Raw genomic sequence first — 11,966 nt, 5'->3', positions numbered from 1 at the left:
GGGCCGCGGGAGTGGTGGAATTGGCAGACACGCAGGATTTAGGTTCCTGTGCTTTCGAGCGTGAGGGTTCAAGTCCCTTCTCCCGCACGCGACATCGTCGTACGCCGTTCCATCCCTCCCCCTACAGCAGGAGCTCCGCATGGTCCACACCGCCCTCATCCCCTGGCTCGACCCGGAGGGCATCATCACGGCCGTCGGTCCCTGGGCCCTCGTCGTGGTCTGCGCGATCGTCTTCGCCGAGACCGGCCTCCTCGTCGGATTCCTGCTCCCCGGCGACACCCTGCTCGTCATCACCGGCCTCCTCGCGTTCGGCTCCGCCCGCGTCATCGAGATCGACATCTGGTGGGTCTGCCTCGCGATCGGGTTCGCCGCGTTCCTCGGCGGCGAGGTCGGATACCTCATCGGGCACAAGCTCGGGCCGAAGGTGTTCGAACGCAAGGAGTCCGGCCTCTTCAGCATCAAGAACGTCGAGCGGACGAACGCCTTCTTCGAGCGCTTCGGCGCCCTCGCGGTCATCCTGGCGCGCTTCGTCCCGATCGTCCGGACCTTCGCCCCGGTCGCGGCCGGCATCGGCCACATGAACTACAAGAAGTACTCGCTCTACAACCTCATCGGCGCGCTCATCTGGGGCGCAGGGCTCACCTTCTTCGGCTACCTGCTCGGATACATCCCCCCGGTCGCCACCTTCGTGCAGAACTACATCGACGTCATCCTCATCGGGGCCGTCGTCCTCACCCTCATCCCGACCACCTGGCACTACATCCAGTCCAGCCGGAAGGCGAAGGCGCTGCAGGGCACCATCACCGAGGAGGAGCGTCGGGCCGCGGCTTCGAAGCTCGCCGACCAGGACGTCTTCAAGCGCGACCGCGGGCACGACACGGTCTGATCACCGGTGGCGCCGCTCGCACGAGCGGTCGCGACAGCCGGACCGCCCACGCGTCAGCGGTGGTGCGACTCCTCGTGCGAGGCGTGTTCCTCGGGTTCCAGCTGGAACGTCGAGTGCTCGACGTCGAAGTGGTCGTGGAGGCACGAACCGAGACGGTCGAGCAGCTCCCCCGTGCCACCATCGGCGAACACGTCCTGCTCGACGACGACGTGTGCTGAGAAGACCGGCTGTCCGGACGTGATCTGCCAGACGTGGACGTCGTGGACGGCCACGACGCCGTCGGTGCCGAGCAGGTGGTCCCTGATCTCCTGCACGTCCGTGTCGGACGGTGCGGACTCGCTGAGGACGTGGACGACGTCGCGGAGCAACGACCACGCCCGCGGCACGATCATCGCGGCGATCGCGAGCGACGCGATGGCATCGGCCTGAGCGAAACCCGTCGCCATGATGACCACCGCGGCGATGATCACGGCGATCGAGCCGAGGAGGTCACCGAGGACCTCGAGGTACGCACCGCGCATGTTGATCGACGTGTCGCGGCCGCCGCGCAGCACTTGGAGGGCGGCGAGGTTCGCCACGAGACCGATGACGGCGACGATCAACATCGGAAGGCTCTTGACCTCCGCGTCCGCCGGCTCGACGAGGCGGGACACCCCCTCGATGAGGACCGACACCGCGACGGCGATCAGGATGAGCGCGTTGATGAGCGCGCCGAACACCTCCGCGCGCTGATACCCGAAGGTCTGGCGGTCGGTGGCCGGTCGGGCGGCGACGATCGTGGCGACGAGCGCGATGATCAGCCCGGTGAGGTCGGACAGCATGTGCCCGGCGTCGGCGAGGAGCGACAGCGAACCGCTCACCCAGGCGCCGACGAGTTCGACCACGAGGACGGTCGCGATGATGGCGATCGCCACCGCGAGTCTCCTGCGGTTGGCGGTGCCGGCGTGTGCGTGATCGTGACCCATGATGCATCAACCGTAGGAGCTTCCCAGCGCCCGCGGAAGGGTTCATGCCGAGATAGGAATGGTCCTGAGTATCATGCTCAGCTGGTGGTCGAAGCGGGCCCCTCGGGCACGAGCCGCTGCAGCACCGGGACGAGTGCTCGGAAGGCGAGCGCGCGGTGGCTCAGCTCGTTCTTCTCCGCCGGTGACAGCTCCGCCGCCGTCCGCTGCTCACCGTCCGGGATGAACGCCGGGTCGTAGCCGAAGCCGTTCGTCCCGCTCGGCTCCGTCGCGAGGGCTCCGCGCCAGGTGCCGACGGCGACGTGCTCGAACGGCTCCGTCCCATCGATCCCCGGTGGCACCACGAGGGCGAGGTGGCAGGCGAACCAGGCGGCACGATGCTCCTCGTGCACGTCCCGCAGCTGATCGAGGAGGAGGGCGAGGTTCGCGGTCGAGTCGTGCTGCGAGCCGGCCCAACGCGCCGAGAAGATACCCGGCGATCCACCCAGGATCTCGACGCCGATGCCGGAGTCGTCGGCGAGCGCGATGGAACCGGTGTGCGCGGCGGCGACCCGCGCCTTGATCAACGCGTTCTCGCTGAAGGTCGTGCCGTCCTCGACGGGCTCCGGGCCGTCGTAGGCGAGGACCGTGATCCCGGGGACGTCGCGGCTGACGAGCCGCTGGAACTCCTCGACCTTGTGCTGGTTGTGCGTCGCGAGGACGATCTCGACGCTCATCAGCGTCCGAGGGCCTCGAACTGGATGGCCTTGAGCGACGCAGCGCCACCGACGGCGAGGTCGAGCAGGGAGTCGAGTTCGCGGCGGTCGAACGGGGCGCCCTCGGCCGTCCCCTGCACTTCGACGAACGATCCGCCGCCGGTGACGACGACGTTCATGTCGGTCTCGGCGCGCACATCCTCGACGTAGGCGAGGTCGAGCATGGGCACACCGTCGATGATCCCGACCGAGACGGCCGAGACACTGTCGGTGAGGGGAGACGCCTTCTGCGAGATGAACTTCTTGCCGCGCGCCCACTCGATCGCATCGGCGAGGGCGACGTAGGCGCCGGTGATCGCCGCCGTGCGGGTGCCACCGTCCGCCTGCAGGACGTCGCAGTCGATGACGATCGTGTTCTCGCCGAGGGCCTTGGTGTCGATCACGGCGCGGAGGCTGCGACCGATGAGTCGCGAGATCTCGTGGGTACGACCGCCGATCTTGCCCTTGACCGCTTCACGGTCCATCCGCTCGTTGGTGGAACGGGGCAGCATCGCGTACTCCGCGGTGACCCAGCCGCGACCCTTGCCGTTCAGCCAGCGCGGCACGCCGTTGGTGAACGAGGCCGTGCAGAGCACCTTCGTCCGGCCGAAGCTGATGAGTGCCGAACCCTCGGCCTGCTCGCTCCAACCGCGCTCGATCGTGATGGGACGCAGCTGGTCGTTGGTGCGGCCGTCGGCGCGCGCGATGTCACTCATGGATGTGCTCCTCGAACTGGTGGGATGGAAGGTCGATGACGCCGGTCTGGACGAGCGAGACGGTGGAGATCTCCCGGCCCATCAGACGGTTGGCGAGGGCGATGAAGTCGTCGGCACTGCTCCCGGTCGCCTCGTACCGGTGGGTGGCAGGTTCGCTGCTGGCGCGCAGCAGGTCACGGGTGACGAGCACGCGGTAGACGTCGTTCGCGGTCTCGGTGTCGCTCGAGACGAGCGACACCTGCGGACCCATCACGTAGCTGATCGCGCCCTTGAGGAAGGGGTAGTGGGTGCATCCGAGGACGACGGTGTCGACGCCGGCGTGCCGGAGCGGGGCCAGGTACTCCTCCGCGGCCTCGAGGAGGTCGGGGCCGGTCGTGACGCCGGCCTCCACGAACTCCACGAACCGGGGGCAGGCCTGGCCGAACACCGTCAGCTCGGGATTGACCTCGAAGAGGTCCTGATACGCCCGCGAGTTGATCGTGCCCTCGGTCCCGATGACGCCGATGCGCCCGTTCCTCGTGCTCCGGACCGCGGTCCGCACAGCGGGCTGGATCACCTCGACCACGGGGACCGAGTAGCGTTCGCGTGCATCGCGGAGCATCGCAGCCGATGCGGTGTTGCAGGCGATCACCAGCATCTTCACGCCCTGGTCGACGAGCGAGTCGAGCACCTCGAGCGAGTAGCGCCGCACGTCGGCGATGGGCTTCGGGCCGTAGGGCGAGTGGGCCGTGTCGCCGATGTAGATCACGGACTCGGCGGGGAGCTGGTCACTGACCGCTCTCGCCACCGTGAGTCCGCCGACGCCGGAGTCGAAGATGCCGATGGGTGCGTCGTTCACGATGACCCAGCCTACCGCCCCTGCCGATGGACGTCGCGGACCGACCGATCACCACGTTCCCAGCACGCTCGCGGCTAGGCTGAACGGGTGCACGAGTCCTCAGCTCTCCTCACCGACCGATACGAACTCACGATGCTGGACGCCGCCCTCCACCGCGGCACCGCGGATCGGGAGTGCCTGTTCGAGCTGTTCGCCAGACGCCTCTCCGGCGGCCGCCGCTACGGCGTCGTGGCCGGCACGGGTCGATTCCTCGAACTGCTCAAGCACTTCCGCTTCGGTGAATCGGAACTCGAGTGGCTGCGCGACGAGGGCGTCGTCAGCACGACGGCGCTCGACTGGCTCGCCGACTACCGCTTCTCGGGATCGATCTGGGGCTACCGCGAGGGCGAGGCCTTCTTCCCCGGTTCGCCGATCCTGGTCGTGGAGGGCACGTTCGCCGAAGCCGTCATCCTCGAGACCCTGGCCCTCAGCGTGTTCAACTACGACAGCGCCGTCGCCACGGCCGCCGCGCGCATGACCTCAGCTGCGGGCAGCCGTCCCCTGGCCGAGATGGGCTCCCGTCGGACGGGCGAGCGGTCGGCCATCGCCGCGGCCCGGGCGGCGTACATCGCCGGCTTCAGCGCCACCTCGAACCTCGAGGCCGGACGCAGCTGGGGCATCCCGACGATGGGTACGGCCGCGCACTCCTTCACCCTCCTGCACGACTCCGAGGAGGACGCCTTCCGAGCCCAGATCGACACGATGGGCGCCGGGACCACGCTGCTCGTCGACACCTACGACATCGAGGAGGCCGTGCGTCTCGGCGTACGCCTCGCCGGCCCGGAGCTGGGAGCCGTACGCATCGACTCCGGTGATCTGCCGATCGTCGTCGACCAGGTCCGCCGCCTCCTCGACGAGCTCGGCGCCACGTCGACCCGCATCACGGTCACCAACGACCTCGATGAGCACGCCGTCGCGGCCCTGGCCGCGTCTCCGGTCGACTCCTACGGCGTCGGCACCTCCGTGGTCACCGGCTCAGGCTCCCCCGCCATGGGCATGGTCTACAAGCTCGTCGCGCACCGCGACGACCAGGGCGACTGGATCAGCGTCGCGAAGAAGTCGGCTGAGAAGGCGACCGTCGGCGGCCGCAAGACCGCTGCCCGCGCCTACGACCGGCACGGGGTCGCCCGCGAGGAGCGCATCTACCTCGGCGACGGTCCTGCGGGCGAACACGAGGGAGCGGCCGACGCCGCCTCGGAACGCCCCCTGATGGTCCAGCTCGTCGAAGGCGGACTCGTGGACGAGCAGTACCTCGGCGCCGCGGGGACGCGCCAGGCGAGGGAACACCGGGCGCAGGCCGTGGCGGAACTGCCACCCCGGGCCGTCAGCCTCACCCGCGGCGACCCCGTGCTCCCGACCGTCTACCTCGAAGGCTGACCGCGACGACGCGTCTCAGCGTCGGCCGCGGTGCGCTCCAAGCTCAGTCGCGGAGGAGCTTCTCGTAGATCTCCTTGCAGGCCGGGCAGATCGGGAACTTCTCGGGGTCGCGACCCGGCGTCCACTTCTTGCCGCAGAGCGCCTTCACCGGCTTGCCGCTCAACGCCGACTCGAGGATCTTCTCCTTCTTGACGTAGTGCGAGAACCGCTCGTGATCGCCGGGCTCGATGTTCTCGCTCTCGATCAGCTCCTCGAGCTCACGATCCATGATCGCCGTGCTCCCACCGTCGGGCGTGCCACCGGGATCGATCGTGCTCATCTGCTGCTTCGTGCTGTCATGCTGCGCCATGGCTCCATGGTACCGCCGGACGGCACTCGGGTCTCCTGCGGGCCGATCCGGTCGCCCTCGCCGACGTCGGGTCAGTGCGAGCTGGCGAAGCCGACGATCTCGGGGCTGCGACGGTCGAAGACGCGACCGCCGGCGAAGATCCCGATCGCGAGCACCAGGATGCCCGTACCGGCACCGACCACGAGTGCCCCGAAGTTCCAGTTCGGCTCACCGGTGAGCCCGAGCACGGCCAGCCAGCCGGCGGGAATCGTGAGGAGCACCGTACCGAGCAGGCTCAGGAACTGTGCGGACATACCGCTGCTGCCCGGGACCTGCGGCTGCTGGAACGGGCTGTCGCCGGGAAGCGACGTCGGGTACGGGAACCGCGCGGACACGAAGCTCGCGATACCGGCACCGCTGAACAACAGGCACATGCTCACGCCGATCATCGACGGCAGGGCGTCCCAGTCGCCGTAGAACAGGATGCTCAGCGTCGACCCGACCGCGATGAGCGGGATGCCGATGAGGAGCACCGGGAAGAGCCGGCCGATCCGATCCGATCGTCCGCGGACCCCCGAGGCGACGTGCAACCAGACCGCGGTCGAATCGAAGGCGAGGTCGTTGTGCAGGAGCCAGCCGAGGAACCAGCACACGACCGGGAGTGGGACGAGTGCGAGGACGTTCATCGGGATGCCGGCGACGAGCATGGGCACGAAGAAGATGAAGGGCGCGATCGGGATGATCACGAGGGAGACGAGGTACCGAGGGTCGCGCAGCCAGTAGGTCATGCTCCGAGCGGCGATGGCTCCGGACGGGGAACCGGGGAGCAGGTCGAACCAGCCCAGACCGGTGCTGTCGCGGCCCGTCCCGAGGCGTTCCGGCGCCACGAGCAGTCGGGCGACGAACGCCTGCCAGGCGAACCAGAGCAGGGCGATCGTCGCCGCGGTGAGGAGCAGCTTGACGATCGCCGGCGCGATGCCACCGAGTGCGGCATCACCGGGGAACGACCAGACGGCGCCGAGCGGGGTCCAACTGAGGATGTCAGCGACCCGGCCGAGGACGGCGAACCCGTCGCGCTGCCAGTCCACGGTGGTGAGGGCGATGATCGCCGGGGCCACGGCGATGATGAGCACCAGCCCGAGGACACCCATGACCTCCTTGGCGCGACGCGTCGAGAGGAGGCTCGCGGAGATCGAGGTGGCGATCCGGGCCAGGAGCGCGCAGAGCAGCACCCCGAGGACCGCGGAGACCGCGGCGAGGACGGCGGGCAGCGGCGACCGCGACCAGGTGACCACCGACGAGGCCGCGAGGACGGCGAGGACGAGCGACGGCACCGACACGAGCGCTGTCACGAGTAGGCCGACGGACAGGGTGCGGTTGGGCAGCCCGAAGAGCGAGAACGCCCGAGGATCCAGCTGATCGTCGACGCCGAAGACGAGCGGAAGGATGATGAACCCCAGGACGACGGCCGATCCGGCCAGCACGAGCAGGTTGCGGGTGACCTCCGGATCGCCGCCGCGCAGCGCGACGAGACCGGTGCTCGCGAGCACGACGATCCACACGCCGACCGCGATCGCGAGGACGAGCCCGACCAGTCGCCAGGGGCTGCGGCGGAACGCGTTGAGCGTCAGCTGCAGTTTCAGTCGGAGAAGCTGTGCAACCATTCCATTCCCTCTGCCGACTTGCGGCCCCCGGCGAGCTCGACGAACCGCTCCTCGAGCGTGCCCGTTCCGCGCACCTCGTCGACGGACCCGGCGGCCAGCACCTTGCCCTGCACGATGATGGCCACGTGATCGCACACGCGCTGAATGAAGTCCATGCCGTGGCTCGAGAGCACGACGGTTCCGCCGTTGGCGACGTACCGCTGGAGGATCTCGATGACGTTCGCCGCGGAGACCGGGTCGACCGATTCGAACGGCTCGTCGAGGATGAGGAGCCGCGGCGAATGGATGAGTGCGGCTGCCAGCGCGATCTTCTTCGTCATGCCCGCCGAGTAGTCGGAGACGAGACGACCGAGCGCGTCGTCCAGACCGAAGGCACGGGCCAGATCGGCGGTCCGCGACTTGACGGTCGCGGGGTCGAGCCCCCGCAGGACGCCGGAGTAGTACAGGAGCTGGCTGCCGGTCAGGCGGTCGAAGAGCCGAAGCCGGTCGGGCAGCACACCGATCGCCCGCTTGGCCTCGGCGGGATCCTGCCAGACGTCGACGCCCTGGACGGTGATGGACCCTGCGTCGGGACGGAGGAGACCCGTGACCATGGACAGCGTGGTGGTCTTGCCGGCGCCGTTGGGCCCGACGATGCCGTAGAAGGAGCCCCGGCGGACCTCGAGGTCGACGCCGTCGACCGCGACCGTGTCGCCGAACTGCTTGACGAGTCCCGAGATCGACAGGACGACGGGATGTGCGCCGTCGTCGGCAGCCTCGGTGCGCTGCGCCGTCGTCGCCGCAGGCGACGAGGTGGCGGCGGACGGCGGGGTCGCCGCGGGACGACCGACAGGACGCTTGGGGGCTGCCGCCGGAGCGACGACCTCCTCCTGCGGAGGCGCCACCGACACGGACTCCGACGGTGCCGGCGTCGTCTGCGGAGCCGTGTCGTCCGCAGCCTGCTCGGCGGTGGATGAAGCGCTCGCCGGGGTCGTGGTCTGCGTGTGGTCGGGCCGAGGCTCGTCGACGATGATCCGGTCGGCGACCTCGGGGGACGGCTGCTCGGACGGCGCCGACGTCGTCGCCCGGTCGACCGACCCCGGTGCGCTGACCTCGTCGAGGACGCCGGCGACCGCGGCTGCCGTCTGTTCGGTCTGCTTCGCGGCGCTGGTGCGCGCCGGTGTGCGCTTGGCCGGCGTCCGGGCCGTCGTGGACTTCGTCGTCGAGGTCCGGGCGGTGGTCGTCTTGGCGCCTGCGGCCTTGGTCGCCGGCTTCGCGGCTGCGGGGCGCGCCGTCGTCGACCTGGGCGCCTTCGGGGCGGTGGTCGTCTCGGCCGACTCAGTGCCCTCCGCACCACCGGCTGCAGCAGCCGACTTCGCGGGCGTGCGCTTCGCGGCGGTGGTGCGCGCCGTCGTCGACTTGGTGCCCGTGGTCTTCGCCGTCGAGGTCCGAGCGGTCGTCGAGCGTGCCGTGGTCGCCTTCGGTGCTGGTGTGGTCGCGTCCCCGGACTCGCCCGAGGTCTCGCTCGCCGCCGTGGTGCGGGTGCGCGGCGTGCTCGGTCGCTTCGCCGGGGCCTTCGCCGTTCCGGAAGCCCGAGGCGTCGTCGAGCGGGGTGCGCGCTTCGGTGCTGTCGGCGCCGCAGCGGCCTGATCGTCGGAAGCGGTCGTCGGCGCAGGTGCACCAGCGGCGTCGGCGGGGTTCGGCGTGCCCGGACTCGTCGACGTGCCGTCGGCAGGCGCGGGCTGCTGAGCGGGATCTGGCGGAGTCGTGGAAGTCACCAAGCAAACCTACCAACAGCGGCGGCCGCAGCGGACAGCGGAGTCTCAGGATGAACGGTTGACACATCTCCCCCAAGCTGTGTAAACGCCGGGTGGTCGATCACAAAACGACAACGGACCCTGGGAACCCCTGACAGACGGAGTTCACCGCGGCTAGCCTGTATTTTGGCATAACGGAGTGTCTTTCAATGCACGTCTTGGTTAATCCTCGGTGAATCGTCCACAGCATCGTGGCACCGCGTGATTCCATACCCACACTGAGGAGAACAACGTGACCACCCAGGTAGTGATCCTTGCCGCAGGGATGGGCAGCCGTCTCGGCCGCTCGCTCCCCAAGCCCCTGACCGAGCTCAGCGACGGCCGCACCATCATGCAGCAGCAGTTCGACAACATCCACCACGCGTTCGGAGCGAGCGCCAAGGTGACGATCGTCGTCGGCTACAAGCTCGAGCACATCATCGAGGCCTTCCCCGACGCCTCCTTCGTCTACAACGAGCAGTACGACCAGACCAACACCTCGAAGAGCCTCATGCGCGCCCTCGCGGCGTCTCAGGCCGGCGGCGTGCTCTGGATGAACGGCGACGTCGTCTTCGACCCGGCCGTCCTCGACCGCGCTGCCGCGATGATCGCCAAGGACCGTTCGTTCGTGACCGTCAACACCTCCAAGGTGTCCGACGAAGAGGTCAAGTACACGACGAGCGCCGAGGGCTACATCAAGGAGCTCTCGAAGACCGTCGTCGGCGGGCTCGGAGAGGCCGTGGGCATCAACTACATCTCGTCGCAGGACAAGACGATGCTGCACCGCTACCTGACCAAGGTCGGCGACCAGGACTACTTCGAGCGCGGCATCGAGCTCGCCATCGAGCGCGAAGGCATGCTCGTCGAGCCGGTCGACATCTCCGACCTCTACGCGGTCGAGGTCGACTTCGCCGAGGACCTCGAGCGCGCGAACCTCTTCGTCTGAGGGCCCCGTCCACATCGCACACGAACGCCGTCCCGACGCTGAGCGTCGCGGGCGGCGTTCCTGCGTCGCCTCGATAAGGTTGGTCACGTGAGTTCTTCTGCTGAAACGCGGCCAAGGATGTCGCGTTCGGCGAGGTATCGCCACGCGCTCTGGATCCTGACCGTCCGAGACCTGCGTGTGCGCTACTCGACGAGCGCGCTCGGCTACGTGTGGTCCATCCTCGACCCCCTCGTCATGAGCGGGATCTACTGGTTCGTCTTCACGCAGGTGTTCCGGCGCGACGTCGGCGAGGAACCGTACATCGTGTTCCTCCTCGCCGCCCTGCTGCCATGGATGTGGTTCACCGGATCGGTGTCCGACAGCACGCGCGCCTTCCTGCGCGAGGCGAAGCTCGTGCGTTCGACGACGATCCCCCGGACCATCTGGGTGAACCGGATCGTGCTGTCGAAGGGCATCGAGTTCCTCGCGGCGCTCCCGGTCCTCGCAGCCTTCGCGATCTTCAGCGGCGCGCAGGTGAACCTCGACATCGTGCTGTTCCCGCTCGCCATCGTCATCCAAGCCGTCCTGACCATCGGGCTCTGCCTGATCGTCGCTCCGCTCGTCGTGTTCTTCCGCGATCTCGAGCGCGCCGTCAAGCTCATCCTGCGGTTCATGTTCTACGCGACGCCGATCATCTACAGCACGACGGCGCTGCCCGACAAGATCGAGCCCTTCGCGGCGTTCAACCCGCTCAGCGGCATCTTCGCGCTGTACCGTTCCGCGTTCTTCCCACAAGAGCTCAACTGGCACCTCGTGGGCGTGTCCGCCGCCATGTCGGCGGTCATCCTCGCGGTCGGTCTCCTCGTCTTCAAGCGCTGCGAGCGCTCCGTGCTGAAGGAGATCTGATGCCCACAGGTAACGCAACCGCGGGTCGGCCGGCGATCTCGGTCGCCGACGCAGGCATCCGGTTCCGGCGCAACCGTGGCGGTCGGCGGAGTTTCAAGGACCTCTTCGCCGGTCGCGACCGTCGCTCGAAGCCGGGCGAGTTCTGGCCCCTGCGCCACGTCTCCTTCGATGTCGCCCCCGGCGAGGCGATCGGCGTCGTCGGTCGGAACGGTCAAGGCAAGTCGACGCTGCTCAAGCTCGTCGCGGGCGTCGTGCTGCCCGACGAGGGCACCGTCGGTGTGCGCGAGGGCGTCGCGCCGCTCATCGAGATCACCGGCGGCTTCGTCAACGACCTGACGGTCCGCGACAACGTGTACCTGACGGCCGGCCTCCACGGCATGTCGCGCCGCGAGATCGACGGACGATTCGACGACATCATCGCGTTCGCCGAGATCGCGGACTTCATCGACACCCCGTACAAGCACCTCTCGAGCGGGATGAAGGTCCGCATCGCCTTCGCGGTGATCGCGCAGCTCGAAGAGCCGATCATCCTCGTCGACGAGGTCCTCGCCGTCGGCGACCGGGCGTTCCGTGAGAAGTGCTACCGGCGCATCGAGGAACTCCTCGAGGGCGGGCGGACCCTGTTCTTCGTCTCGCACAACGAGAAGGACCTCAGGCGGTTCTGCACGAGGGGGCTCTACCTCGACAAGGGGGCACTCGTACTCGACGCCCCGATCGACGACGTGCTCGACCGCTACAACGCCGACTACAACAGCTGAAGCCCGCCAGCAAGCGTCAGTCGACCCGCAGCGGGTCGACGTAGACTGGCCGCCCCGC

At 68.5% G+C, this 11,966-nt stretch carries 12 protein-coding genes and 1 tRNA gene; 6 read left to right on the top strand and 7 right to left on the bottom strand.

Going from position 1 to position 11,966, the window contains the following annotated elements; genetic code table 11:
* The first annotated feature begins 5 nt into the window (after positions 1-5).
* A tRNA-Leu gene (locus tag ACLIME_RS02905) sits at positions 6-87 on the top strand.
* Positions 88-139: 52 nt separating this feature from the next.
* Positions 140-886, top strand: coding sequence for a DedA family protein (locus tag ACLIME_RS02900; protein WP_411558157.1), 747 nt, complete (start codon positions 140-142; stop codon positions 884-886).
* A gap of 53 nt (positions 887-939) precedes the next feature.
* Here ACLIME_RS02900 and ACLIME_RS02895 read toward each other — a convergent pair whose 3' ends face one another.
* The 4 genes from ACLIME_RS02895 to murI all read right to left on the bottom strand — a co-directional run bounded on the left by ACLIME_RS02895 (position 940) and on the right by murI (position 4,136).
* A complete protein-coding gene (locus ACLIME_RS02895; protein WP_411558156.1) occupies positions 940-1,851 on the bottom strand; it encodes a cation diffusion facilitator family transporter in 912 nt (303 codons plus the stop codon).
* Between the two features lie 77 nt (positions 1,852-1,928).
* The gene (gene rdgB, locus ACLIME_RS02890) at positions 1,929-2,564 is read right to left on the bottom strand and encodes an RdgB/HAM1 family non-canonical purine NTP pyrophosphatase (protein ID WP_411558155.1); all 636 of its coding nucleotides are present in this window, start codon (positions 2,562-2,564) and stop codon (positions 1,929-1,931) included.
* On the bottom strand, positions 2,564-3,298 hold the full coding sequence (gene rph, locus ACLIME_RS02885) for a ribonuclease PH (protein WP_064296204.1): 735 nt from the start codon (positions 3,296-3,298) through the stop codon (positions 2,564-2,566). Before rph ends, rdgB begins: the two co-directional genes overlap by 1 nt.
* Positions 3,291-4,136 (bottom strand): glutamate racemase, encoded by an 846-nt coding sequence (murI, locus tag ACLIME_RS02880; RefSeq protein WP_411558154.1) that lies wholly within the window; start codon positions 4,134-4,136, stop codon positions 3,291-3,293. The genes rph and murI overlap by 8 nt, the downstream gene beginning before the upstream one ends.
* 87 nt (positions 4,137-4,223) lie before the next feature.
* Here murI and ACLIME_RS02875 point away from each other — a divergent pair, with 87 nt between their 5' ends.
* The gene (locus tag ACLIME_RS02875) at positions 4,224-5,552 is read left to right on the top strand and encodes a nicotinate phosphoribosyltransferase (RefSeq protein ID WP_079705576.1); all 1,329 of its coding nucleotides are present in this window, start codon (positions 4,224-4,226) and stop codon (positions 5,550-5,552) included.
* Positions 5,553-5,595: 43 nt separating this feature from the next.
* Here the strand turns inward: ACLIME_RS02875 and ACLIME_RS02870 are convergent, their stop codons facing one another.
* The 3 genes from ACLIME_RS02870 to ACLIME_RS02860 form a co-directional block, all read right to left on the bottom strand.
* Positions 5,596-5,871, bottom strand: a complete 276-nt coding sequence (locus ACLIME_RS02870; protein ID WP_064296346.1) for a DUF3039 domain-containing protein — start codon at positions 5,869-5,871, stop codon at positions 5,596-5,598.
* Between the two features lie 101 nt (positions 5,872-5,972).
* A complete protein-coding gene (locus tag ACLIME_RS02865) occupies positions 5,973-7,544 on the bottom strand; it encodes a hypothetical protein (protein WP_411558153.1) in 1,572 nt (523 codons plus the stop codon).
* A complete protein-coding gene (locus ACLIME_RS02860; RefSeq protein WP_411558152.1) occupies positions 7,520-9,301 on the bottom strand; it encodes an ATP-binding cassette domain-containing protein in 1,782 nt (593 codons plus the stop codon). The genes ACLIME_RS02865 and ACLIME_RS02860 overlap by 25 nt, the downstream gene beginning before the upstream one ends.
* Before the next feature lie 271 nt (positions 9,302-9,572).
* On the opposite strand from ACLIME_RS02860, the gene ACLIME_RS02855 reads away from it, so the two are divergent.
* The 3 genes from ACLIME_RS02855 to ACLIME_RS02845 all read left to right on the top strand — a co-directional run bounded on the left by ACLIME_RS02855 (position 9,573) and on the right by ACLIME_RS02845 (position 11,908).
* Entirely contained in the window at positions 9,573-10,265 is a 693-nt protein-coding gene (locus ACLIME_RS02855) for an NTP transferase domain-containing protein (protein WP_064296200.1), read from the top strand.
* A 117-nt stretch (positions 10,266-10,382) separates the two neighbouring features.
* Positions 10,383-11,150, top strand: a complete 768-nt coding sequence (locus tag ACLIME_RS02850) for an ABC transporter permease (RefSeq protein WP_079705574.1) — start codon at positions 10,383-10,385, stop codon at positions 11,148-11,150.
* Positions 11,150-11,908, top strand: a complete 759-nt coding sequence (locus ACLIME_RS02845) for an ABC transporter ATP-binding protein (RefSeq protein WP_079705573.1) — start codon at positions 11,150-11,152, stop codon at positions 11,906-11,908. The genes ACLIME_RS02850 and ACLIME_RS02845 overlap by 1 nt, the downstream gene beginning before the upstream one ends.
* Positions 11,909-11,966 lie beyond the last annotated feature (58 nt).

The organism is Plantibacter sp. MPB07 (genome assembly GCF_046619465.1).
GTDB classification, from domain to species: domain Bacteria; phylum Actinomycetota; class Actinomycetes; order Actinomycetales; family Microbacteriaceae; genus Plantibacter; species Plantibacter auratus.
Note: the sequence above shows the minus strand (reverse complement) of the source record. Positions and strands in the feature narration are given on the sequence as shown.